General features: G+C 63.6%; 22 protein-coding genes. 11 read left to right on the top strand and 11 right to left on the bottom strand.

Annotated elements, in window-relative coordinates:
• Positions 1-24 precede the first annotated feature (24 nt).
• Positions 25-618, top strand: a complete 594-nt coding sequence (locus tag NKH52_RS24575; RefSeq protein WP_352734461.1) for a DUF6456 domain-containing protein — start codon at positions 25-27, stop codon at positions 616-618.
• 54 nt (positions 619-672) lie between these two features.
• Here NKH52_RS24575 and NKH52_RS24570 read toward each other — a convergent pair whose 3' ends face one another.
• The 4 genes from NKH52_RS24570 to NKH52_RS24555 form a co-directional block, all read right to left on the bottom strand.
• Complete coding sequence (locus NKH52_RS24570) at positions 673-999, bottom strand: hypothetical protein (RefSeq protein WP_352734459.1); 327 nt, start codon at positions 997-999, stop codon at positions 673-675.
• Between the two features lie 101 nt (positions 1,000-1,100).
• A complete protein-coding gene (locus tag NKH52_RS24565) occupies positions 1,101-3,125 on the bottom strand; it encodes an acyltransferase family protein (RefSeq protein ID WP_352734457.1) in 2,025 nt (674 codons plus the stop codon).
• 242 nt (positions 3,126-3,367) lie between these two features.
• On the bottom strand, positions 3,368-3,673 hold the full coding sequence (locus NKH52_RS24560; RefSeq protein WP_023813297.1) for a hypothetical protein: 306 nt from the start codon (positions 3,671-3,673) through the stop codon (positions 3,368-3,370).
• A gap of 164 nt (positions 3,674-3,837) precedes the next feature.
• On the bottom strand, positions 3,838-4,584 hold the full coding sequence (locus tag NKH52_RS24555) for a helix-turn-helix domain-containing protein (RefSeq protein WP_352611054.1): 747 nt from the start codon (positions 4,582-4,584) through the stop codon (positions 3,838-3,840).
• Positions 4,585-4,813: 229 nt separating this feature from the next.
• Here NKH52_RS24555 and NKH52_RS24550 point away from each other — a divergent pair, with 229 nt between their 5' ends.
• Positions 4,814-5,098, top strand: coding sequence for a hypothetical protein (locus tag NKH52_RS24550; RefSeq protein ID WP_081734951.1), 285 nt, complete (start codon positions 4,814-4,816; stop codon positions 5,096-5,098).
• Here the strand turns inward: NKH52_RS24550 and NKH52_RS24545 are convergent, their stop codons facing one another.
• A complete protein-coding gene (locus NKH52_RS24545; protein ID WP_352734454.1) occupies positions 5,099-5,824 on the bottom strand; it encodes a Crp/Fnr family transcriptional regulator in 726 nt (241 codons plus the stop codon).
• Positions 5,825-6,278: 454 nt separating this feature from the next.
• On the opposite strand from NKH52_RS24545, the gene NKH52_RS24540 reads away from it, so the two are divergent.
• Positions 6,279-6,494, top strand: coding sequence for a hypothetical protein (locus NKH52_RS24540; protein WP_352734452.1), 216 nt, complete (start codon positions 6,279-6,281; stop codon positions 6,492-6,494).
• Between the two features lie 280 nt (positions 6,495-6,774).
• Here the strand turns inward: NKH52_RS24540 and NKH52_RS24535 are convergent, their stop codons facing one another.
• The 4 genes from NKH52_RS24535 to NKH52_RS24520 form a co-directional block, all read right to left on the bottom strand.
• Positions 6,775-6,891 carry a hypothetical protein gene (locus tag NKH52_RS24535; RefSeq protein WP_023813303.1) on the bottom strand — a complete coding sequence of 39 codons (117 nt, stop codon included), beginning with the start codon at positions 6,889-6,891 and terminating at the stop codon, positions 6,775-6,777.
• Between the two features lie 102 nt (positions 6,892-6,993).
• On the bottom strand, positions 6,994-8,025 hold the full coding sequence (locus NKH52_RS24530; protein WP_352734450.1) for a hydroxyacid dehydrogenase: 1,032 nt from the start codon (positions 8,023-8,025) through the stop codon (positions 6,994-6,996).
• 247 nt (positions 8,026-8,272) lie between these two features.
• The gene (locus tag NKH52_RS24525; protein ID WP_352734448.1) at positions 8,273-9,457 is read right to left on the bottom strand and encodes an FAD-dependent oxidoreductase; all 1,185 of its coding nucleotides are present in this window, start codon (positions 9,455-9,457) and stop codon (positions 8,273-8,275) included.
• 117 nt (positions 9,458-9,574) lie between these two features.
• Complete coding sequence (locus tag NKH52_RS24520; RefSeq protein ID WP_352734446.1) at positions 9,575-11,071, bottom strand: glucosamine inositolphosphorylceramide transferase family protein; 1,497 nt, start codon at positions 11,069-11,071, stop codon at positions 9,575-9,577.
• Between the two features lie 249 nt (positions 11,072-11,320).
• Here NKH52_RS24520 and NKH52_RS24515 point away from each other — a divergent pair, with 249 nt between their 5' ends.
• Positions 11,321-13,423, top strand: coding sequence for a GumC family protein (locus NKH52_RS24515; protein WP_352734444.1), 2,103 nt, complete (start codon positions 11,321-11,323; stop codon positions 13,421-13,423).
• Between the two features lies 1 nt (position 13,424).
• Positions 13,425-14,747 carry a VpsF family polysaccharide biosynthesis protein gene (locus tag NKH52_RS24510; RefSeq protein WP_352734442.1) on the top strand — a complete coding sequence of 441 codons (1,323 nt, stop codon included), beginning with the start codon at positions 13,425-13,427 and terminating at the stop codon, positions 14,745-14,747.
• 357 nt (positions 14,748-15,104) lie between these two features.
• Here the strand turns inward: NKH52_RS24510 and NKH52_RS24505 are convergent, their stop codons facing one another.
• Together NKH52_RS24505 and NKH52_RS24500 are read right to left on the bottom strand one after the other, a co-directional pair.
• On the bottom strand, positions 15,105-16,361 hold the full coding sequence (locus NKH52_RS24505) for a glycoside hydrolase family 5 protein (protein WP_352734440.1): 1,257 nt from the start codon (positions 16,359-16,361) through the stop codon (positions 15,105-15,107).
• Positions 16,358-17,527, bottom strand: coding sequence for a DUF1972 domain-containing protein (locus tag NKH52_RS24500; RefSeq protein WP_352734438.1), 1,170 nt, complete (start codon positions 17,525-17,527; stop codon positions 16,358-16,360). Before NKH52_RS24500 ends, NKH52_RS24505 begins: the two co-directional genes overlap by 4 nt.
• Positions 17,528-17,882: 355 nt before the next feature.
• On the opposite strand from NKH52_RS24500, the gene NKH52_RS24495 reads away from it, so the two are divergent.
• The 6 genes from NKH52_RS24495 (at position 17,883) to NKH52_RS24470 (ending at position 24,571) form a co-directional block, all read left to right on the top strand.
• Positions 17,883-19,052, top strand: coding sequence for a glycosyltransferase (locus NKH52_RS24495; RefSeq protein WP_352734436.1), 1,170 nt, complete (start codon positions 17,883-17,885; stop codon positions 19,050-19,052).
• Complete coding sequence (locus tag NKH52_RS24490) at positions 19,049-20,356, top strand: MATE family efflux transporter (RefSeq protein ID WP_352734434.1); 1,308 nt, start codon at positions 19,049-19,051, stop codon at positions 20,354-20,356. The genes NKH52_RS24495 and NKH52_RS24490 overlap by 4 nt, the downstream gene beginning before the upstream one ends.
• A gap of 8 nt (positions 20,357-20,364) precedes the next feature.
• On the top strand, positions 20,365-21,594 hold the full coding sequence (locus tag NKH52_RS24485; RefSeq protein WP_352734432.1) for a GNAT family N-acetyltransferase: 1,230 nt from the start codon (positions 20,365-20,367) through the stop codon (positions 21,592-21,594).
• 12 nt (positions 21,595-21,606) lie between these two features.
• Positions 21,607-22,830 (top strand): GNAT family N-acetyltransferase, encoded by a 1,224-nt coding sequence (locus NKH52_RS24480; RefSeq protein ID WP_352734430.1) that lies wholly within the window; start codon positions 21,607-21,609, stop codon positions 22,828-22,830.
• A 109-nt stretch (positions 22,831-22,939) separates the two neighbouring features.
• Positions 22,940-24,103, top strand: coding sequence for a glycosyltransferase family 9 protein (locus NKH52_RS24475; RefSeq protein WP_352734428.1), 1,164 nt, complete (start codon positions 22,940-22,942; stop codon positions 24,101-24,103).
• A 243-nt stretch (positions 24,104-24,346) separates the two neighbouring features.
• Positions 24,347-24,571, top strand: coding sequence for a hypothetical protein (locus tag NKH52_RS24470; RefSeq protein WP_023813316.1), 225 nt, complete (start codon positions 24,347-24,349; stop codon positions 24,569-24,571).
• Positions 24,572-24,581: the final 10 nt, after the last annotated feature.

Genomic DNA, 24,581 nt, shown 5'->3' with positions numbered 1-24,581 from the left:
TCCCAAGCCAACCAGGAGCCTTCCATGAGCAAAAAGACCATACCCGCAAAACCGCAGGCGCCGAAATTGCCGAAGGGCGAGGCCGAGCAGGTGCGCATACGCCGCGAGATCGGCCATGATTTCGCGCTCAGGGATGACGCCTTCGGCCGCAAGCGGCTGGCGGCGGGCACGCTGGAGGCTGCCCGTGTCTACGAAGTGTCGAATGACGGCCACGCCGCCACCGGCGGCATCGTGCGGGTGCGCGCCATCGATGCGCTTATCGGCATCACCTCGCTGTCGCGCCAGCAGCGCGAGGCAGGCCTGCGCTACCGCGAGGATTTCCGCTGCAGCCAGCAGGCTGATGTCAAGCCGATGCGCTGGAGCGAGCGCGTCGACGGCGGCCGCGAGGGCGGCGGCATCGCCGACAGCGTTCTCGACGCCGGCCGCGCACATGCCGCCGCCACAAGAGCGCTGGGCCATTGGGAGGTGGCGGCCGTGGTGCGACAAGTCTGCTGCGCGGACGGTTCGCTCAAGCGCTTGTCCGAGCAGACCGGCGAAGGCCGGAACGTGGTGACGAAGCTGCTGAAGGTGGGATTGGATTTGTTGGCGGTGCATTACGGGATGATGATGAGACGGTGATGGTGAAATGGATCCGGCCGGCGATGCCGGCCGGACCCGTACCAAATGATCAAGTCATCTGCAGACGCGGATTTTTTCGATAATCCTGTGGTGATGGCGCCAGTGCTTGATCAGCTTGATGCGGCAATGGTGGCGGTTGTGGAAATAACGCGGTCCGTAGTCATTGTCGTAGACGTCATACTGATAATAGGGGCGATGGACGTAGCGATCACGATAGACGTAGCGATCGCCATAGTCGTAACCATCGTAGTAGTCGTCGCCGTAATAGTCATCTGCGTAGCCGCCAATGCCGATAGTGATACGGCTGCGGGCATCCGCGGGGGCAATCATCGCCGCCGCCGAAGCAAGGGCGATAACTGAAATAAGCAGGAGCTTCTTCATAGCTGCCTCCTTTTCAAGGTTGAGCTAATATAACCCCCGAGCTACGGCCCCGTTCCGCAGATTCGTAAGATGTGATGAACAATGGACCCGGGGCGCAGCGCCTAAAACAAGGCCCTCTCCAATGGCCCCGCCAGTGTCTCGGCAAAGCTCGTCGCCAGGTGGTGCCTGTCACGAAACGCCAGCTTGCCTGATATGACGACGTGGCAGGTGGTCGGGCCGCAGAATTGGTTGGTGAGGTCGATGTAGCGGGTGTCGGGTACGCTGGTCACCACGGCGCGCTCGGCGGCGGCGGTGCTGTCGTTGGCGGCGTCCGCCCTTGGCGTATCGCAGTGCGGCGAGGGGGCTTCGCGCCACCACAGGGTGCGCGCCACGCAGGAGCCGGCGAAGCTGGCGTTGATCGGCGTGTCGCGGATAACAGCCGTCTCGACACCGGCCCGGCTGAAGGCCTGCAAGGTCGAACGCAGGCCGGCCTGCCAGCGCGTTACTTCGGCGGTGCGTTCGGCGGCGGGCAGGTCGCGGGTCAGATTGCCGATGGAAAATTCGGAGATCACCACCAGGCGCGGCTTGCGGCGGATGATCTCTGATATGGCCTGCTCGCGCCAGGCGTCGCATTCGGTGTAGTCGCGCTTCAGCACCGTGTTGAAGGTGGAGAGCCGCGAGGCGCGGCACGATGATTTGAGGTAGGTAACCACCTTTGTGTCGTTGCGCTTGGCCGCTTCGATCAGCGGCGTCGACCACTGGTCGGCGTGCGAATCGCCGAACAGCACGATGGTGCGGGTGGCATCGGCCGGGCCGAACATGCAGGGTTTCGGCGTCACCGTTTGGAAGTCGGCCAGGCAGTTCTTGTCGACGGCCCGCGCGATGGAAGGTCTTTCGACCGCCTGCTCGATGCCGCGCTGCTCGGGGCCGATATTGTGCTGGGCCAGATGCGCATTGGCATAGGCGACCGCCACGCCGGTGCCGGTCAGCATCAGCGCGGGAACCAGCACAAGGCCGGGAAAAGCGCGAAGCGGTTTTGCGTCTGGAATGACCCTGGGAAAGGCGCGGGCGCCCACCGCCATCCAGGCGCCGCGCCGCGCCGGGTCTTCGATCAAATGATAGGTGAGCACCGACAGCGCGAGCGCCAGCACGCCACAGCCAAGGCGCTGCGGCACGGAAAGGTCCGGCGCCAGCATCCCGGCATAGACGATGACCGGCCAATGCCAGAGATAGAGCGAATAGGAGAGCGTGCCGATCCATTGCAAGGGCGGCAGGGACAAAGCGGTAGCCGGGCCAAGGGCTTGCCAGCCGGTCCGTCTATTGGTCTGCGGCCCGCCGACGCCGCTCAGCAGCACCAGCACGGTGCCCGCTACCGGCAGCAACGCGTACCAGCCGGGGAAGGGCAGGTCCTCGCTCAACAGGAGATAGGCCGTCGCGATCAGCGCCAGGCCGAGCCAGCCAAGTGCGGCCCGCAGCCAGATGCGGTGCTGCAGCAAAGCCATGGGGACCAGCGTCGCCAGGCCGCCGGCAGCGAACTCCCAGGCGCGCAGCGGCGAGAAATAGAAGGCCCAGGCCGGCGCCGCGCTGGTCAGCCACTGGCAGGCAGCGAAGGAGGCAAGGCCGGCAACGCCTATCACGGCTGCGGCCGTTCGCCGGCCCGGCCGCAGCCAGGCGGCCAGCAGAAGCAGCGCCGGCCAGGCCAGATAGAACTGCTCCTCCACCGACAACGACCAGAAGTGGATGAAGGGATTGCTGGTGGCGTCGGCGGCGAAATAGTCGAACGACCAGCGCAGCAGCCACAGATTGATGGCATAGGCGGAGGCGAACATGGCGCCGCGCGAATAGAGCGCCTGCTCCTGCGGCGCCAGGATGAAGTAGCCGGCGGCCAGCGTAACCAGGATGACGAACAAAGCTGCCGGCAGAAGCCGCCGCGCGCGCCTGGCATAGAAGCGCCAAAGGTCGAGCCGGCCGGTCTCGCCGATCTCCTGCATGAGGTGGGTTGTTATCAGCCAGCCCGAGATGACGAAGAAGATGTCGACGCCGGCAAAGCCGCCGGGGAGCGCGGTGAGGCCGAAATGGTAGGCGACGACACCGCCGACAGCGAGCGCGCGCAATCCTTGTATGTCCGACCGGAACGATGCTGCCACGACGGCTCCTTCGTGCAAGGCGCAGCCCCTGCGCAACGTCGGCCGGGCAGGCCGATATCGCAATGCAACAAATTTATCGCAGTGCAACATAAAACAATTTTGTCGCAGTGCAACATAGCAGGAATAGAAATGGGCCGGCGCGCCGGCCGGGCTTGATCGTTGCGTGGCGGGCTTGGCCGCGCCCTGCGGCAGACGCAAAACAGCCCCGCGAAGGGGCTGTTTCTAATCGGTTCGCTGGATTGCTACTTGCTGCCGCCGTTCGCTTTCACGCTGCTGCAGAATTCCGGATGGCTGTTGGCCGCAGTGGCGTCCTTCGCCTCGTCCTCGCAGGCCTTCATCATCGCGGTCTGGTCGTCCGGCGTAAGGGCCTTCCAGGCTTTCACGAAGTCGTCGTTGCTGACCATCGTCTTCATGCCGCTATCGGTGTAGAAGGGCTGCATCTTGGCCGGATCGTCGAGAGCCGACGTGCCGGTGTCGCCTGCCGCAAGCGCGGAGCCGGCAACCATCGAGAGCGTCATCGCGCCGAAACAGATCATCTTGATGTTCATGGTGTACTCCTCCTGTTGCTTTGGGATCGTCGAAGCAACGATCAGTTGGAAAACGACAGGTTTGGGTGAAAGTTCCGGCATTTTTTGCGCAAAAATCCCGAAAGGAAGAAAAATATAGTCGAAAAACTTGAAACTTTCCCCGATTTTGCCCGTAGAAAGCGAGTTTAGCGGGTCTCTCGTGCAAGACTGACCACCAGCCGATCGACGCTGGGGTCGTCGAGACTGACGATATGGGCCATCAGCATCGCTCGCCTCATGCTGATCCTGGTGACGTCCTGCCGCATGATGACCGACACAAAGGCCGGCCCCGATCCGGTGAGGACGATCGCCCTGCCGACCAGAACTGGTTCGGAGATGGGAGCCCACTGTACGGTCATGATCGAGGGCTCGCTTGTCTGGCGGCGGTTGATGCCTGTGAAATAGATCCAGTTCAGGCGCGAGATCGCCACGCCGTAATGGTTGCCGGGCATTCTCGAACCACCCTGGCCATCGACCGGAGCCCAGCGCGTTACCCGCCTGAAGGTGACGAGATCGGCCTCACGCCGCACGAAGGTGACCGAGCGCATCAAAAAATCGGGTCGGCCGGGGATCGAAAAATAGGTGAAATAGGTGCCTCCGGCGATGGCGGGCGACGGCGGCCGCACCATGTTCTCATACAGTGCCTCGCGCAGCGTTGCATTGCTGTCGCCCTTGGCTGCCGCGGCGGCCGGCTCACGATACAGCTCATCCTCGTCGATCTTGAAATAGTCGCAGATCAGCCTTGCGGTGGCTTTGTTGGGAACCGCCTTGCCTTGCAGATAGCGCTCGAACTGGGTGCGGTTGATGCCAAGCTCACGGCACACCGCGCTGACGGAAGCGTGGCGTTGGACCAGCCGCCTGAGATTGGCGGCGAGATTCTCGCGGATTGGCACGACATCTCCCCGACAGACGTACGGACCAGTATTCAAGCGATGGCTTATATACACTTGCATGACGTAGCGAGGGTGCGAAGATGGACCTTTGGCCAATAGGGCGAGGATCCCGTGGCGCGTAGACTGTACGATTTTGACAGTCCAGCTATGCAAGCCCCGCAAATGGGCGTATTTCGGTGGCAAGAGCGACCTCAGATCGGCCTCTCGACATCCTGCAATGGAGGGCGGTTTGGATCATACCGGCCTGGTCGAGCTTCTGGACTACACACAAGCGCAATTGACGAAGATCCGCCAGGCGGTCGCGGCCAGCGAGCACGCCGGTGCCATGTTCACCATCGACTGCCTTGTCGGAGCGGCGGCCGAGCAGACGAAGTGCAAGCTTGCAAGTCTGGAGCATGCCGGCTTGCCGGTCGGCAGGGATGGGCCGATTGGCCGAGGCGCATTTGAAGGCGGTGCGGCGCCGCCCGGCAAAGCGACATCGGGCAAGCCGGATGCCGGCGGCGACCGCTCCTGATCAGGGCGCGCCGATCTCGCCGATCAGCCTTGCATATTCGGCCTCGGCTTCGCCGTAACTGCCATTGGCGAGTTCCAGCAGCCCGGCGCGGTCACGAATGACGATCTCGCCCCGACGTGAGCGGATCAACGCGCGGCCTTCGAGCAACTGGAGAGCGACGGTGACGCCTGGCCGCCTGACACCAAGCATGATGGCCAGGAATTCGTGCGTGATGGCGAGATGTTCGCCCGGCACGCGGTCGTCGCACATGAGCAGCCATCGCGCCAGCCGCTCCTCAAGCTTCAGCCGCGCGTTGACGAGCGCGGTGCAGCCGGCCTGGGTTTGTAGAGCGTTGATGAAGCGCAGCAGGAACATGCGCATGGTCGCACTTGCCGCCAATGCTGCCTTGAATGCGCCGGCTTCGATGCGGATCGCCTCGCCTTCGAGTTGGACATAACAGGCATGCGGCGCACGGTCGTCGCCCATCACCAGGGAGTATCCCGTCATGCCTTCGAAGCCGATGAAGCCCACTTCGGCCTCTTGGCCGCTCGCCGTGCTGGCGACCACCGAACCGATGCCCTGTTCGATGAAGTAGACGGCCCCGATCGGGATCTGTGGCGTCACCAGCATCATGCGCAGCGGCAAGTCGCAGCGCTGCATGTGCGGCTCGAGCAACGCCAGATCATCCGCAGGCATGCGTCGCAGCAGTTGGTTTCGGTATTGATGGTTTTTGTTGGGATCAGACATGGCGTGGCCCAATGCAGGGCAAGAGCCATCCAATCTCCCAGCCGTCCGTGCCCGTAAAAACGTGCGGACGATGGCCTGTGTATAGGGGCTCTGAACGAAGAAAGATATCAATGCGATATGAAATTCGAAGCACGGCGCCCCCCAACGCCCGTTCGCATATGAAAAGATCGGCCTGAATGTTAGTGTCGGAAACGTACCAAGCGCCACTTGGTACAAAACCGACATATTTCTTGAGAGCGCCGGATCATGGTGAGGGCCGATAAAATCCGCCGGCTAATGACAAAGCGCCATGTCGCGCTGGGCCTGAGAACCGTTCGAAAAAAGAAGGGCAGACCGGCGGGAGAATTGTACGATACTTACTGTGATGAGGCCGATGTTGACTCTTGCTCAGCCCGATTTCATTTTTTGACCGACAGCGTCAAGGAAGTGGTCGCTGCTCCGAAAGGGGCTTTTTATGCCGAGCCTTCATAAGCGCAATCCCGGTTTCCATCCTTCCGATCTGCAGCTGTGCCAGCGCGTCTTCGATCGGGTCTGCCTGGAGCGCAAACTTGACCGCATGTCAGGGGAGTCGGACGTGCAGCGGCTGGCAGCCACGGTGTTTTCGCTGTTTCAGAATGGCTGCCGCAATGAAGGCGAGTTGCTCGAAAGTTTCAGGCGGACCCGCCAATGACCAAGGCCAGGATCACGTCCGCGACACCGGCAGCCGAAAACGGACCTTACGACGCTGCGGTCTTCGCCCGGAAATACGGCATGTCGCGGAAGGCCGCGGAGGTCGTGCTGTCCGCGAACGGACCGTCCAGAACGGCTTGTGACGCTGCCGCGCGCTCTTTTATGGAAGCGGTTGCCCGCAGAGCGAAGAGCAGCCATGAACACTGAAGTTGCGAGCGACTGCCGTTTCGCCGCCGACCCGCAGCGCGTCCAATGCTGCCTTTATTGGACGCCGCGAGGCGTCAGCCTGTCGGCCCTGTCGGACCTGTCACTCCTGAAGCGGCTTGCTGCGCCGTCACGGCAGAGAGTTTCTGCCGTTTGAGCAGCATCGGTTTTTCATAGATCTTCTTCATGTTCATGGCTTCCCTCCGCAAAGTTCGATTGCGGCAGCGTCATCGCCGGCCGCGTTCTTGTCAAGCCGACCTTGTCGAGGGTCGGTCGACCGGACGAAAATCCATGCCTCAATTCCTGTCGGCCGGCTTGGAACGCATGCGCGAAACCGTCTCGCGCTCGGCGCGCTTGGAGCGCAACGGCGGCAGGCCGCGGTCGATCAGGTCCATGTCCTCCAGCACCATATCGCCCATGCGCTTGAAGGCGATGTCGAGCGCGCCGGCGCGGTGCGCCGAGCGCAGGAAGCCGGGCAGGGCGCGCACCGGATGGTCCCGTGCCAGCGGTTCTTCGGGGAAAACGTCGCTGGCGGCGACGATGTGGCCGCTCTTCACCGCCGCCATCAGCGCCGGGAAGTCCACCACGCCGGCGCGGCTGAGCAGGATGAAGGCGGCGCCCTTGCGCATGCCGGCAAAGGCCTCGGCACCGAGAAAACCCTGGTTCTCGCTGGTCACCGACGCAACGACGAAGATGAAGTCGCTGGTCGACAGCACCTCGTCGAGAGAGGCCGGCTCGACGCCATTGTCGATGAGGATCGATGGCGGCAGCCAGGGATCGAAGACTTTGGTGCGGGTGCGGAAGCCCGACAGCAGCCGGTTGAGCGCCCGGCCGAGATCGCCGAAACCGATGATGCCGACATCGGCGCCGGACAGGAGCCGCACCGTCTGGTTGCCGTCGCCGCCCCACAGTTCCTGTCCCTGGCGGAAAGCGAGATCGGCATCGACGATGTCGCGGGCGAGGTTGAGCGCCATGGCAAGGCCAAGCTCCGCGACCGGCTCGGCGAACACCAGGCCGGTGGTGACGACATGGATGCCGCGCGCGAACAAGGTCTCGTAGGGCATGTTGTTGATGAGGTTGGTCTCGACATTGAAGACGCAGCGCAGCGCCTTCATCCGGTCGAGCGTTTCGGGCGATATGGGCGGCTGGCCGATGATATAGCGCGCCTCGGCCAGCACGTCGGCCGGCAGTTTCGCGACGCCGTCAGCGGTCGTCTCGACAATGCGATAATGCGCCTTGAGCCGCCCCAGCTGCCGGGCTGTGAAGATCAGGTCGAGCGTGCGTGGTTCCGGCGCACTGATAACCAGCGGCAAGGCGCTGTTGGACATGACTATTCCCTCTGTTCCCGATGGCCAAAATACCTTGGATGAAACGATTTACAACATCGCGCCGGGAGGCGAGACGGGGCGCTGTTGCAAGCGCGTTCAGCACAGCCCTTGGGCAGGACCAAGCGGGGCCAGACGGAACACTAGCCGTCTCTAAAAGTTGATGCGTGCGGCAAGTGGTGCCCTCCATCGCCTGCCGAAGATCGGGGCCTCAGATCGGCCCGCGCCTTTCTGCCGAGAGAGCGCGGGCTTACGCCATGCCGTGCGCTCGCCGTTGTCCCAGATGCCGGACCTTGCGGCCGATGATCATCAGCCGGCGCGCGGTGTTGTTGCGCAGGCGCCTTACGCGCCATTCCAGTCCGCTGTCGGCGGTAATCGACTTGGCATAGTAACTCACCCGCATGCCATCCTCATCGGCAGCCACCTTGACCGGATCGTCATAGAAAGCGTTGATCTTGTCGGCCGCCATGCCTGGTGTTTCGAGCCAGCGTGGAATGTGAACCGAATGGAGCTGATCGACATCGGTCATCACGCGCCCGATGCCGACGCCCGGCGTCGGACACGTCGTGCAGAAAGCATCGCCGATGAAGATGACCCCGTCGCGGCGATGGCCTTGCGTGGTGCTCAGACTGATCTGCCTGACCTCGACAGGACTAGCGACTTCGAAGTTGCCGCATCGCGCTGCTATTTCGGGCATCAGTTCGCAGAGCATCTTTTGCGGCTCCTGGCGAAACGCCCGCGTCCACGGCTCGGCCACTTGCCGGTAGCCGAACATGTTCGCCCGCATCTTGTCGCCGAGGGGAAAGATGCTGATGTAGGCGATACGGTCGGCAGCCCGCCTGCTGTAGCAGGTGACGGACTGATGACCGAAATCGCGCGGCGAGATGGCGAGGTCGAATCCCATCGACAGTGAGTGCGCCTTCGATTGCTCGATACGCTGCACCCCGACGGCGCGCCGCACCGCCTCGCCGTGGCCGGTTGCCACCACCAGCAGGCGGGCATCGATGACGGCGCCGTCGGCCAGCACAAGCCGCTGCCGGTCCGGTCCAGTCGAGACTTCGGTTACCTTGCCGACCGTCAGCGGCACTTGCGCAGGCAAGGCATCGCGCAGGCCATTGATCAGCGCGCCGTAGGAGAATGTGAATTCAGCCTTCTTCTCATGCGCGAAAAACTGGCCGAGGCGAAAGACATGCGTGTCGGTCGTCGAGGTGACGAGACGCTTGAGTGTTGCATCGAGGCCGAGCTTTTCGAACAGCAGCATCTGATCCATGCCGATCTTCTCGGCCCGGAACTCCTCGTGGTGGACGCGGTGCGGGTCGATCAGCGCCACCTTGCGCCCGGCTTTTCCCAACAGCATGGCTAAGGTGGTCCCAGCCATTCCGGCACCGACGATCGCCACATCGACTTCGGCCGGGCAGGCCTCTGAGATACTCATTCTGCTGCCCTTTCTGGTGGCAACTGCACGTTCACAATCTCCGGTAGAAAATATCTTCCGGACCTGAATCAACCGCAAGCAACCGGAGCGCGTGCCTGGTAGTAACCAATGTTTAGGTTAATCGCGGGCCCGCTGCTTCCAGCGCGGTGCGATCGCCGAGCCATCGATGAACTCAAAGCCGCCAGCCTCGTTGAGCGTGTGAAGTTTACGCCCACTCCATAGCGCACCTGGATGCAAGATGGTTTCAACGACCTGCTCCATGCCGATCAAATCAAGGTGAGAAATGCGTGCGATGCCAAGCGCCGCGCCATAGCTCCTGCGGCAGTCCTGAACCGGGCGCAGCAGGTCGTTGCCGCGCCTGACCATGCGGCCGGCCGGCCGCGCCGAGGCGATGTCGATCAGCACGGGATTTTTGGGGTGCGGCGTCCAGGGGCCGCGAAAATCCGGCGCCGACCACAGATGCAGCGTGTCGGAGAAGGCGCCGCCGCCGTCGCGGACGGTGGCGAACAGCCACCAGGCGCCGCCATGCTCGACAAGCGTGGCGTCGCTGGCGACGACACCGGACAGAAGCGTCGCCTCCTTGACCCATCCGCCGGGAAAGGTGGTGGCCCGGTAGAGATCGACCGTGCCGTTGGCGCAGCTTTCCGGCACCATCCAGACCTCGCCGTCGCGCTCGAAGACGAAGGGGTAGGAGAGATGGTAGGGCAGATCCAGCACCGGTTCAGGTCGTCCGAGCGGGCCTGCCGGGCCGAAGGGCACGGCGGAGATGATGGCCTTGCCGAGCCGGTGAATATAGTCCTCGACGAACAGGGTCAGCTGGCCCTGGTAGAGGATGGGAAACGGATCGGCGTAGAAGCGGCTGCCATCGTCCGGCAGCTCTTGCCATCCCGACGCCGGATGCGCACGCAGGTCGAACAGATCGGAGCCCCCGGTTTGCCGCCAGCCGACCTTCCAATGCGGCGCGTTGTAGCAAAGGTGATAGATCTTCTGGACGATCCGCCGCGCCAGCGTCTTGCCGGCTCTGACCCCAAGCTTGCCGGCCGAGGGCATTGGCGGCGGGCTGCCTGCCTGCGCCGGCTCTGGCAGATCGGGCACCGACTTTGCCGCGCCTGACATGGCAGCGACGATCAGGCTTGCTGTGCGCGCCAACATATCCTGGAAGGACGCCAGCGCGATGCCGCCATATTCTGTGCCCAGACGCCCGGCGGCGATCGCAACGCCGTTCTCCTCGATGCGGGCAAGCGGCGTGCGGCCGGCGAGGATCAGGGCCAGCAAGGCCGCTTCCCCGCTGGCGCCGTCATAGGTGACGCGCCAGACCCGTGTGCTTTCCAGCCTGACATCGCCGCAGAGATCGACGACCAGGTCGGGCGAAGCGGGGGACCGCCGATAGGGCGCGAGCGCCGAAAGCGGCACACGCTTGGCTAGTCCATCATGGGCCAGTCCGTGTATCGCCGTTTCGAGTTGAAACAGGGCCGCGGCGCTGCGCGGAATGCCGCCGCCCGCCGGCCTGACATCGACGGACAGTTCGACGTCGCCGAGCGCGGCAAGGCGCTCCAGCAGCGTGAGATGAAAGGCGCGGACGCAGTCGCCGTCCAGGCGTAGACTTATCTGCATGGTGGAGGTCCGAAAAGGCGGTGCCCGGCCTTGCCGGCCAGGCCGGTCCGGTCAAATTGTAACCCCATCTGCATCCGTCTCCGCTCGCTGCGTAGCCAACACCTCGATATGTATATTTTTAAGCAAACCGCGTGCCAAAATTCACGTCACCTCTCAACATAATTAACAATGTTTTAACAGTTGGAGGAATAGCTAGGTTATCGCCGCAAACTGATCTTGCCGGCATATGGAGTATTGTCGGAGGCAGCCATGCAATCATCCCTGCCCATGGTTCCTCAGCAACACTCTCCGGATGCGGCACGCGCGGGACCGTACGCAGCTTCGACTGTCGAACTGGGCGACCTGAAGCGCATCCTGGTGCGCCGCCGGTTCTGGATCTTCGGCACTGTCGCGCTGCTGACGCTGGTCGCCCTTCTCTACGGTCTTTTTACGCCGGCGCTCTACAGCTCGGCGGCGGAAATCCTCATCGATCCGCAGGACCTGCAGGTGGTCACCAACGACGTCAATCCCAGCCGTATCTCACCCGATGGCGGCATCACGCAGGTCGAGAGCCAGGTCAGCGTGGTCCAGTCGACAGGCGTGCTGATGCGGGCGATCGCGGCGACAAACCTGACGCAGGATCCGGAATTCAACGGGCAGGGCTTGCTGTCGCGCCTGCTCGGTTCGGCATCGGCCGAAGGCGACAGGTCGGTGCAGACACTCGACGCGCTGCGCCGGCGCCTGGCGGTGAAGCGGGCCGACAAGGTCCTGGTCCTCGACGTCATCGTCACCGCCAAGAGCGCCGACAAGGCCGCCCTCCTGGCCAACGCCATCGCGCAGGCCTACCTGGTCGACCAGGCGAGCGCGCGCGCGAAAATGGCCAGGGACGCCTCCGAGTCGATCACCGCCCGGCTGGACGAGCAGCGCAAGCGTGTCCAGCAGGCCGAGAATGCCGTCGAGGCCTACAAGTCCGCCAACAACATGGTGATGGCGGCAGGCAATCTGGTCAGCGACCAGGAACTGACCGAGATCAACACGCAGCTTGCGGCGGCGCAGAGCCGCACCGCGGCGCTGAAGGCGCAGGTCGACCAGATGCGCCGCCAGAGCGGCACGGCGGACGCGACCTCGGAAGCGATGCGCTCGGCGGTGATCTCGAGCCTGCGGGCGCAAGAGGCGACGCTGGTCGACCAGGTCTCGCAGCTCGGCACGGAGCTGGGGCCGCGTCATCCTTCGCTGATCGCAGCCCAGCAGCAGTTGCGCGACACGCGCCAGCTGATCGCGCGCGAGCTCGGCCGCATCGCCACCGCCACCGAGACGGACTACGAACGGGCGCTGGCCAACCAGCAGGCGCTGGAAGCCAAGGTGGCGGGCATGAAGAGCAAGTCGCTCGACACCGACCAGGCCTCGGTGCGGCTGCGCGAATTGCAGCGCGATCTCGAGGCGCTGCGTTCCGTCTACTCGAACTATCTCCAGCGTGCCCAGGAGACGCGCGAGCAGATCAATGTCGACAGCACCAATGCGCGCATCATCTCCAATGCCATGCCCGCCTTGAAGAAGAGCTGGCCGCCTTTGCCGCTGCTGTTGCTGGGCGCGATATTCGGCGGCCTCGGGCTCGGCACCGGTCTGGCGCTGATCGCCGAATATTCTTCGCCGACGGTGCTTTCCAGCACCCAGATGCAATCGGCCATCGACGCCCCGGTGCTGGGCGTGGTGCCGGCAAGGTCAGACACTGGCCGGCACTGGTGGCCTTTCGGCGGGGCGCGTGCCGCCGCCTCCAGCCAGAAGACCGATGCCGTCGTCGGCCTTGCGCTGAGGCGCATGTTCAGTTCGGGCCAGCGTCCGGCGGACTGGCCGCTGGTGCCTTCCATCCTGGTGACATCTTCGCCGGGCGAGGGCGCGCAGCGCAGCCGGGTGGCGCGGCTGCTGGCCAATGCCGCGGCATCCAGAGGCAGCCGTGTGCTGTTCATCGATGCCAATGCCGGCGGCGGCGACCAGAAGGATCCGCAGCCGGGAATCCTCGATGTGCTGCGCGGCGAGTACGCCTTCGAGGCCGTCAGCCATTACGCCGCCGGCAGCAACGTTGCCGTGCTGGGCAGGGGCCGCTCAAAGGCGGTCTTCCAGGAAGCGCATGGCATCTATTTTGCGCAGCAGATGCTGGCGCGGGCTAGCCGAAGCTTCGAGCTCGTCGTCATCGACGGCGGCGCGCTGGCCGACAATCTCAATGCCTCGCCGCTGGTCGCCATGGCCGACGAGATCGTGCTCGTCGCCACGCTGAACGCCACCCCGATGCGCGACGTCACGACGACTTCGCAGGCGGTCTCCGTCATGGGCCGCCTGCCGACAGCCGCCTTGCTGGTCGGCGAGGCCGCCTGACATGGCGGCCAGTTGGAGCGCAAGCGCTTCGAACCATGGTGTTGCCGCACCCCGCGCCGGCACGTCGCTCGATGCGCTGACGCGCTTCGGACTGATCGCGGCGGTAGCGGTGCTGTTCAGCATCTCGGGCGGCATGCTGTGGCTGGTCGGCTACAATTATGATGGCCTGTTCGGCAACCCGGCGACCAAGATCCACCCGTCCACCTATCTCATCGTGCTGCTGCTTGCCTGGCGCTCCTGCACCTTCGGCAATCCGGTCGGCTATCTAGTGCATGTCGCCGACAGGCGTCCGGCCAGCGCGCTGATGGCCGCCATATCGATCGTGCTTTTGTTCGTCGTCATCGCCAGGCAGCGGCCCGGCATGGCTGGCATGATCGATACGTTCGTGGCCGCGGCACTTCTGGTGCTGATGCTCAGCGAAGACGACGAACGGACATTCGCCGGGCTGCAGACCGTCGTTCACGTTGTCATGACGGCGAATGCGCTGCTTGCCCTTTTCGAGTTCGCCACCAAGACGCTTATCTTTCCCTATCGCCTCGACGGCGTGGCGTTTACCACCGATCTGCGCTCGAGCGCGCTGCAGGGGCATCCGCTCGCCAATGCCATGGTGACGTCGATCTACGTGCTTGCGCTGCTCTCCGGTGCCAGATCCCTGTCGACGCCTGTGCGGATAGGGTTGATCGGCCTGCAATGCGCGGCACTCGTCGCGTTCGGCGGCCGTTCGGCGATGGTGATGACGATTGTGCTGGGCGGTTGCTATCTGCTTTCCAAGGGCATCAGCAAATTGCGCCGGGGACGCGTCAATCTCTTGGGTGCGGCACTCGGCTTCATGCTTGCCGCGCTGCTGCCGGTCGTCATCATCGTGGCGGCATATCTGGGCTTTTTCGACGCGCTGCTGGAGCGCTTCGTGTCGGACAGCGGCAGCGCCAATGCCCGTGTCGAGATGTTCGAGCTCTTCAAGCACCTGGAATTACGCGATCTGATCGTGGGGCCGGATGTCGAGCTGATCGACAGTCTGCGCCGTATCAACGGTCTCGAACAGGGCATCGAGAATCCGATCATCCGCACGGTCCTCTATCAGGGCGCCTTCTTCACCCTTTTGCTGACGTTCGGCTTCGTGCTGTTCCTGTTCGAGGTGGCGCGCCGCTGCCATGCCGGTATCTGGCTGCCGATGCTGGGCTGGATCATCCTGATCAACACTTCGGAAAGCGTCGCGTCGAAGACGACGCTGCTGACCAAGTTCGTGGTGCTGGCGCTGGTGCTTTATAGGCCGGCGCGGGTGGTGGTGAGACAAAGGGCGCAGCCGGCGCAAACCTGGACATGACGAACGAAAACCTCCGCGATTAGCTTTGGGCTCGCCGCGCTTCGTCATCCTAGGGCGAAGCAGGAGCGAAGCTCCGTCGCGGAGACCCTAGGATCCATGCCGCGACGGAGATCGAAGGACGCGGCGGTGCAGACCCAGCGTCTCGCGCTTCCCGTCTTGGCCGAGATTGGTCATCGGTAGAAGCGCTCCGGCCGGTCGAGCTATTCACCGCTGCGACGCTTCAATGTCCCGGCATGGATCCTAGGGTCTGCGCCGCGTCGCTTCGCTCCTTGCTCCGCCCTAGGATGACGAAGAGAGGGTGGCTTTCGGCTAATCCCTGAGGTCAGTGATTGCCACTGGTGGTAGCCTTCAACCGACCTACTCCGGCATAACCAAGCCAAGCGCCTCGATCACCGCCGGGTCCAGCGCCCGGGTGGTGTCGTCCATCATGCCCATGCCATCGAAGAGATCCCACAGTGCCCAGGCGAAGCCGAGTTCCTCGGCGCTCCGCCTGACATCGGCGATGTAGCGCACGCGATCCGGGTTGGGCGCGGCGACATAGCGGGCGTCGGTGCGCAGCGCGCCGAACTCGCCCATGATGATGCGTTCCGGCGCAAGGCCATGCGCATCTCCCCAGTCGCGAACCTGGCGAAGATACTTGTCGACAAACCAGCGGTCGGGCTGGGCGTCGAAATAGACCTTCAGCACACGCTCGGTTTCGGCATAGGCGGCCTGCTTGGCGTCTTCAGGGGTTTCGGTGTCCTGCGCCATGCGGGCCCTGACCGATGCCAGCGTCTGTTCCAGCGAGCCGGCGGATGCCGGCCACGGCACATTGTTGAGCGACCGGTAGACAGGCTCGCGCATCCAGGGCGCGCCCTGATGGCTGAACAGATAGGGCTCATAGAAGTGGAAGGTGAACAGGATCGGCTCGAAGGGCGACAGCGGTGCCGGATCGAGCGCGGTCAGTCCGCTCACCATCGAGCCGCAGCCTCCGGTGACGACCAGCGGCAGGGTCGCTGCCGATGCCCTTGCCGCGGTCAGAAGCGCGAGCTGAATTTGCAACCAGACGTTCGACGCGCAGGCCTGCGCCGGTTCGTTGACCGGCTCGAGCGCCACCCTGCCGGGCTGGAACCGCGCCAACCTGCCGGCAAGCTCGCCGACTAGCCCGCGGTAGAGATCGAAGGCGGGCGCCGCGGTGCTGGAGACCATGCGGTCGGGGTTCCAATAATGGGTGGCGGCATTGGCCTGGATGTTGACGGTGATGCCGAGACCGGCGTGGAGAGTGGCCGTGACAGCCGCGTCCAGCATGTCCAGCAACCGGCCGCGCGTGGTGGCGTCGGCGGCCAGGAAAGGGCCGGGATCAACAGGCAGACGGATGAAATCGAGCCCGGTCCTGCGCAGCCGACGCAGGTCGTCCGGGGTCGGCACCGGCCGTTGCGATTGGAAGGGCGGCCAGCCATAGTCGGTGCGCGGAGCGGGAAATTCGCGCGTCAGCGAGAACCAGGGCCAGGCGTTGACACCGCGCCGAAACCGTGGCGCGGCGGCGCGAGCGATTGGCGCGACCGGGAGCGAGCCGAGAGCCGCCGCGGTGGAAAGCGCCGTCCGCAGCACCCGCCGGCGCGACCAGCCTGTCATACGGTCCCTGGCGATACGTGGTCCATCGCGGCGGTCTTGGCGGTGGTCACGCCGAGCAAATGATAGGCCTCATTTTCATAGGCGAGCAGGACATCGTCCCAGCGAAAGGCTTCGCGGGCGCGCGCCCTGGCGGCAACGCCGCAGGCCTTGACCAGGGCATTATCGTCCAGCGCCTGCTGCATCCGCTCGGCGCAACTGTCCTTGCCGGTGAAGTAGATCGCCGCCGCCCCCGCGGTCCACCTGTTGTAGGGATTGTCGTGGGCGATCACCATGTTGCCGGCCGCCAGCGCCTCGACCAGCGAGGGGTTGGTGCCGCCGACCGTGTGGCCATGCAGATAGGCGCGGGCATGGTATCTGAGCGCCTTGACCGTCGCCTGGTCGTAGATGGCGCCCGGCAGGACCACCGAGCCATTCGCCGCCTTGCGAACGGCGACATGATAGGGGATGTCGTCGGACAGCGTTCCCAGCACCACCAGCTTCATGTCGCGCTTGGCGGAGCAAAAAGCTTCGACGATCGGCAGGATGTTGTTGTCGGGTTCGATGCGGGCGATCGAGACCAGATAGCGCCCGGGCTCGAGGCCGAGCGCCCGGACCGGCGCCTCGGGCGCTGATGTCACCGGATCGGCGCCATAGGCGATGGTGGCGATGGCGTTGCGCGGCCGGCGTGTCGCCAGGTGATCTGCGATGGCGGGATGATCGGCGACCAGCCGATGCGAGGCCCATGCGCCGATCCATTCGTTGAGCCAGAACCAGGTTCGCGCCGCCATTCCCCATTTTGGGCGGCGCCACTCGATGCCGTCCATGTTGGTGAAGATCTTGCGTCGCTTCAGCCTGAGCCAGGTCAGGAAGACCGCGCCATTGTAGCCGAGCACCAGGCAAACACCCGGTCGCCGGGCGGCGTCGCGGGCGCATTGCCAGTCGAATTCCAGCGTCGCGCGCGGTCCCTTGGAGGCGACCTGGATGTGAATGAGCTCGATGCCGCGCCAGGTTTCGCTGCGCACCCTCTGGTCGATCCGTTCGACCTCATCCTGGCAATAGACGCCGACTTTCCAACCGCGCCCGACAAGAAACAGCGCCAGTTTTTCGGCAAAGGTTTCAAAGCCGCCATGGGCCGCAGGTATGCCGCGGGTCCCCAGGATCAGAATGGCGGGCGTTGCTGGTTTCATGGCCGGCGGCACTTTCACATGTCTCATATATTAGATATTGCTTAATTTATAATGAGCAGGTGGCAACTTCCGTGCCACCTCCCGATTTCGGTATCCTGCGAGGGATCATCGCGCGGGGTTGTAAAAAAACGGTGTTGAACCCTGTGGTTGTTTCATTCTCGGTCAACCCTTCTGTGCGTAGCTGTATCGAAACGAAGCAATGCCTGGGGCGTACGGCCGGCAGTCGGGCGTATCGAACCGATAGTTGGACATATCAACTGATAGTCTGATGTATCGGACCAGGCATGATTCTTGCGGACGGGCTTCTGCCACAATCGCCCAGCGCGATGGTTGTAGCACCCGGCGGGATATAAAGATGCGGATTGCCTGCGTTCATCAGGGTTATGAACTCTATGGTTCTGACCGAAGCTTCGCGGAGAGCGTTGCCGCGCTGCGCGCCGCGTTTCCGTCGGCCGACATCGAAGTGGTTTTGCCGCGTAGCGGGCCGATCGTGCGGATTCTGGAAGCGCATGCCAGCCGGATCGTCTTCGAACCGCTCTGGGTGCTGAGGCGCCAGGCCATTGCGCGCCTTGCGACCGTCGAGATGGCGCGATTGCCGGTTGCCGTGTTCAGGGCGTGGCGGCGCCTCAAGGATTGCGACCTCGTCTATGTCAACACCTCGATCGTGGCCGACTACGCGCTGGCCGCACGCCTTCTTCCCCACAAGGCCGTCCTGCACATCCACGAAATCCCCGAAGGCGCCATGCGCAGGGTACTTGTCGGCCTGATGCGCTGGAGCCACGCGGATCTGATCTTCAATTCACACGCGACACACGCCGCGTTTGGTGATCCCAAGGCGGCGCGTGCATATGTCGTCTACAACGGTGTTGCCGGGCCGGCGGCAGTCGAACCGATGACATATGACGGCAAGCGCCCATTGCGGGTGCTGCTGCTTGGCCGTATCAACCGGATCAAGGGGCAGGAAATCCTGCTGGAGGCGATCGCCTCGATGCCGGCGGAACTCCAGGCGAGGATCGAGGTGCGGCTGGTCGGCGGCGCCTTCGAAAGCACTGAGCGCGAGCATGCGCTTGCCGAACTGGTCGAAACCATGGGGCTTACCGGGCGCGTCAGAGTCCTGCCTTTCATTCCCGACCCTTCGGAGCATTATCGATGGGCCGATATCGTCACCGTGCCGTCGCGGCGTCCGGAATCGCTGGGCCGCGTCGCCATAGAGGCGATGGCTTACGGCCGGCCGCCGCTTGTGTCGGCGATCGGCGGGCTGGTGGAAGTGGTCAGCGACGGGGAGACCGGCTGGCATGTTCCGCCCGGCGACGCAGCAGCTCTTGGCGCGAAATTGCAGGAGATCATCCTCGCCCCTGAGGCCTGGCGCGGGTTTGTCGCTGCCGGGCGCGCGCGCTACGAGGCAATCTTCAGCGAGCCGGTCGCGGCCGCGGCGATCACCGCGATCGCCGCCGACAAGCTGAAGACGACCATCGCGCGGCCGGGCAGGGTGCCTGCTGCCCGCGAAGCGGAGACGCGGCCGTGAGGTTAGCGTTTCCGAGCCATCTGGTTCGACGCCTCGTGCTGATGATCGGCGGCGAGGCGATGCAGAGCGGCTTTCATTTTGCCCTCAACATCATGCTGTTGCACATGCTGTCGGCGCAGGGCTACGGCCTCTTCGCCATCGGCATGGTGATGGGCGGTGTCGGCCTGTCCTATATCAGGTCGCTCACCGCCGTTCCCGCCAGCATCTGGATGAGCAAGAGCACCAACAGCGCCGGCGTCGATACCTATGACGTGGCGTTCGGAACGGCGGCGCTGATCGTGGCTTTGCTGATGGCCGTCGGCACGGCAGTCCTGATGCATGTTCTTGGCGACCCAAGCGGAATTGCCGCCGGCTGCTTCGTCGGTGCCTGGTCGTTGCGCAGCCATATGCGCACGGCTTTCTTCGCACGGCGCCAGCAGGTTGTCGTCTCCATCAGCGATGGCGCTTTTACAGTCGCCGGCTGTGTCCTGACCGGGCTGTCGATCTGGTTGGTCCAAGACCCGCTGCAGACCGTGTTCTATGCACTAGCCGCGGCAAATGTGTTCGGCATTTTCGTCCTGGTCCGGCTGGCTCGGCGCTCGCTTCGCATCAGCTTCCGCATGCCGACGCGGCGACGCTATGTCCGGCTCTGGCCCCAGCTGCGCTGGTCGGCATTCAGCGCGACCACCACCAACATCCAGGGTCAATGTCTGGCGCTGCTGGTCGCCGGCATTGCCGGTCCTGCCGCCTACGCACCTCTGGCGGCGGTTCTGGTGCTGTTTGCCCCGCTGCGCATCATCAGCCTTGCTTTCGTCAACATGACGCAGCCGGATCTCGCCAGGCTGATGCGGAACAATGAAACAGGCCGTGTCTGGACGCAGGCCAAGATCTGGGCGCTCGTCATGGGGTTTGGCGGCCTTGCATATGGATGTGCCATCATGTTCGTCCTGCCGATGATAAAATCCCAGGCTCTCCAGGACGCTTCGACCTGGTTCATCGGACTTTTCGTGATCGCGAATTTTGTCCCTATCATGCTCTATATCATGCCCCGCATCGTGCTTGAGATACTCGGCGATTTTCGGATCGTCGCGTTCATCACCACGGGCGGCGCGGTCGTCGGGCTGGCGCTGATCGCGGCCCTGCTGGCAATCGCGTCTCCGCCGTGGGCGTTGTTGGGTTCCGCAGTCTCCGAGATGTTCGTGCTCGTGGCATCATGGTATTTCGCGCATCACCGCATGTGGAATATCGAGCATCCCGACGAGGCGCGCGACAGCCGGTTGGGCGCGTGGCGGCGGACGCTGCCGTTCGCTACGGCAAAGCGATAGGAAAAAACATGGCAGTCCAGGCGGTGCAAATTGCTGCGGTGGCCGGCTCGCCCGATGGCCAGTCCTCCCATCCGGCTACCGTCGTCGCCATCGATGCCTACACGGCGCGGCTCCACACCAGCCTGGAAGCGGCCAGGCCGCTCTGGCTGCGCCTCCAGGCGGACGGTGTGTGCACCGCCCACCAGAATTATGCCTGGGCCGAGGGGATCGTCGCGCGGCTGATGCCGGAAGGTGCGGAACTGCTCATCGTGGAGGTAAACGATGCCGTCACGGGTGCGCCGCGAATGCTGGTGCCGCTGATACGGCGACCGGCCTTCCGCCATCGGGTGATCGAATGGCTGAGCTGTGGCGTTTGCGACTATTCGGCACCGCTGCTGGCCGATGCCAGCCCGTGGACGACGCAGTCGGCGCAGGCCGCGTGGGCCGCGGTGCGTTCCGTGCTGCCGCCGGCGGACCGCATCCAGATCAGGGGAATTCCGCAATCGATCAGCGGCGTCGCCAATCCGCTGGCCTTGCTCGCGGCCACGCGCGATTCCCTGCATACCAGCTTCGGCCTCGCCATCGACGGCGACCCGGAAACCGTCCTCAAGCGCCTATGCCGGCCATCCTTCGTCAAGGCTTTCAACAAGGACTGGCGTCGCCTCGAACGGCTTGGCGACGTGGAACTGGTCGAAGCCGACACACCGGCCCTGGTGGAGGTCATCTTCGGCGGCCTCGTCCGGATGCGGCTCAGCCGCTTTCGCGAACTGGGCCGCTTCGACCTGCTGACGCAGGCGACGGTTGTTGACTTCTATCGAAACGCCGCTCTCGAGGGCCTGTCTGATGGGTCGGTGCGGCTCTTCGGGTTGCGTGTTGGTGAAGCTCTGATCGCGGTCCAATACCTGCTGATCCATCAAGTCACCGTTCATGCTCTGCTGATCTCAATCGATCAGGGCGCGGTGCCCAATGTCTCGCCGGGACTTCTGATCATGGGCAAGTTGATGAGCTGGGCGCGCGGGCGCGATTTCAATTATTTCGACCTGTCGGTAGGCAACCAGAGTTATAAGGAACATATGGGTGCCTTGGGCTCGGGCCTGCGCGAGCTTTGCCACGGGATTACGGTGCGAGGCAGCGCCGTGAGCGCAGCCATCGAGATCCGCAACCGGGCCGAGGTGTTCGTGCGCTCCAAACCTCGGCTGCTGAAGAGGCTCCAGGGACTGATGCGGGGTTTGCGGCGCCTGCGTGGGGGATCAGAATGACGGGAGAAGCATGTGGCAAGCTACGCGGCGGGAACGACTTCGATAAGGGATTTGCCCGGTGGGCCATTTTCCCCGACTGTCGCCAACGTTGATGCAACCGCGCACTTCACGGCTCGGCTGCACACCAGCTTCGACACCGTAAGGCTGCTATGGCTGCTCCTTGAAGCTCACGGCGTCTGCACTGCCCACCAGCATTATGCCTGGGTCGAAGGAATAGCCGCACGGCTGATGCCCAAAGACGCGGATCTGGTCCTCGTCGAGGTGAGTGACGCCGTGACCGGCGCGCCGGCCATGCTGCTGCCGCTGATGCGGCGCCGGGCTCTCGGCCACCACGTGATCGAATGGCTGAGCTGCCGCGTGTGCGACTACGCGGTGCCGCTGCTGGCGGATGGGAGAGCGTGGACCAGGCAGAGTGCCGACGCCATGTGGGCAGCGGTCCGTGCCGTGCTGCCAGCGGCGGATCGCATCCATATCGCGGGAATTCCGCAGCAGGTCCACGGCGTGGCCAATCCGCTGGCATTGCTTTCGGTGGCGCGCGACTCCATCCAGGTCACCTCCGGCCTCGTCCTGCATGGCGATCCGGAGACGCTCATCAAGCGGATCTGCAAGCCGTCCTTTGCCAAGGCCTTCCGCAAGCATTGCCGCGGCTTCGAACAGCTTGGTGGCCTCGCTTTGGTCGAGGCCGATACGCCTGACCTGGCCGAGGAGCTCCTGGATGCACTGCTGGAACTGCGGCTCAAGCGTTTTCGTGAGCTCGGGCGTTTCGACCTCCTGACGCAGGCCCCGGTCGTCGATTTCTACCGCGCCGCGGCGCTGCAAGGCCTGTCCAACGGATCGGTGCGGCTCTTCGGACTACGCGTCGGTGAAGCCTGGCTTGCCTCCATCTATGTTTTGGTGAGAAAAGGCACACTTCACGCCCTCCTGCTCGGCATCGACCAGAATGCGGTCGCCAATGTCTCACCTGGCCTGACGACGATGGGCAAGCTGATGGTGTGGGGATGCGAGCGGGGCTTCGACTATTTCGACCTGTCGGTCGGCGGCCAGGGCTACAAGCAACATATCGGGGCCTCGAGCTCGGTACTGGCCGAGATCTGCGAACCGGTGACGGTGCGGGGCAGGGCTGCGAACGCAGCCATTTTGCTGCGCAGCCGGGTCGAAGGCATGACGCGGTCGCGTCCCCGGCTGCTCAAGGCCGTCCAGGGCCTGACGCGCCGCTTGCGGCGATTGAAGGACTGAGTACGAGCGTTTGCCGACGACCGATGTAAAGAGGCACCAAGGCCGGCAAGCTTGTTGACTGGGTTGGTTGGCTCTATATCTGAAAGCGCCGCTTGCCGTTCAGAAATGAGTGTCCTCGGCAGATTTTTTAAGTTGGCGTTTTCGGCAGATCATATCGATGGATGCAAGTTTAGGAGATGGGATTCGTTCCATCCTCATTATTCAAACGAAGTACATTGGAGATGTCGTTCTGACATCTGCTTTGGTTCGCAATCTGCGTCTTTCTTATCCGCAAGCATCGGTAACCATGCTTTGTGCGCCTGGTCTCAAGCAGTTCATTGTCGCGCAAGGGATCGCCGATGTTGCCGTGGGCTTTGAATCCCGTGGCAGAGGAAGGACTCTGCTCAAGCGTTTGAGCGACTATCGTGGCGTCATCTCTGATCTGCGGCGTCGGAAATTCGATCTTAGCATCGACCTTACCGATTCAAAAACCTCGCGGATCATGCATCGCTTGATCGGGGCCCCACTTCGCGTCGGTTTCGATCCTTCCGAGCATCCGATGAAGTTCTGGGAAATCCAGCTTGCAAACGTGCTCGCCGCGACCTTCGGACATGGCGGACCGCATTATCTCTACAGGAACCTGTCTCCACTCAGCGCCCTCGGGTTGGATTATCAGGACCCAACGCCTCGGCTGCAACCGACCAGGACTGCCCAGGAAGAGTGTGCCAGGCTTCTTGCGGAAAACGCTTTGGCGAAGAAGTCCTATGTGGCCGTGCATGCCGGCGCGAGGTTTGAAGGCCGTTGCTGGCCGCCGCAACATTTTGCTGCGGTCATCGATGAGGTATACGCCAAAACCGGGCTGCGATCCCTCCTCGTTGGTGGGCCGGATGAAGGGCTTGCCGCGCAAAGGATCCTTGGAGTGGCAGCATCGCCGGTCGCAAGTGTCGTCGGAAAGGCCTCGCTGGAGGTGCTGACGGCATTGTTGGCCGAAGCGTCGATCTTTCTTGGCAATGAGAGCGGCCCGATGCACATCGCGGCCTCTGTCGGAACTCCAGCGGTGGGGCTGTACGGTCTGACGTCGCCTGAGCAATGGGGCCCATTCGGTGTCCCCAACCGGACGCTCCAGCCGCCCATGCCTTGCCCATGCATCGCTCCAGGTTTGTGTAAAGAAAACAACGCCGGTGGGGTCTATTGCGTCCAGCGGCTCCAGGTTGCCGATGTTGCGGCGGCGACACTCGATCTCATCGGCACGGAAGTTCAAAAATCTGCTCATTCGGGCACGCCGGCCGCGTAGCAGAGCGGCAGCGACGGACGATAGTTTTGGCGGCGTGGTGGTGCACAGTTCATCTTCGTGTGCTTCACGTCTTGATTCAAGCCAAGGCCCAAGCATCTTCCAAAGATTGGTAAATTTGACCGGGCCGCATCCTGCGCTGTCCGCGAAATTGACAGGACGGCGCGTCTCCGCCATCCTTGGCCCCAGTCGTCAGGCTGCCGGCAGCGGCCGCGTTGCGTGTCAGGGGCGACCGAGGGCAGTGTCATGTTCAGTCCCGTCACAGGTCAGAATTCCAAGCGCGCCGCGGTGCGCAAGGCGCTCGATCGTCACAAGGTCTACATCACCGCGCAGCGTTTTTCGGCAGGCACCTACCAGGCCCGGGTTCTGGTCGACGGCGAGGCCTATTGGGTCGACGAATTCCGGCTGAGCCAGCTGCAGCAAGGACTGTCGCCGGCGGAGCTCGAGTTGACGCCGGCCGCTGACGATTGAGAGCGTGACT

This window comes from Mesorhizobium sp. M1066 (assembly GCF_040318635.1).
In the GTDB taxonomy this organism is placed as follows: Bacteria; Pseudomonadota; Alphaproteobacteria; order Rhizobiales; family Rhizobiaceae; genus Mesorhizobium.
Note: the sequence above shows the minus strand (reverse complement) of the source record. Positions and strands in the feature narration are given on the sequence as shown.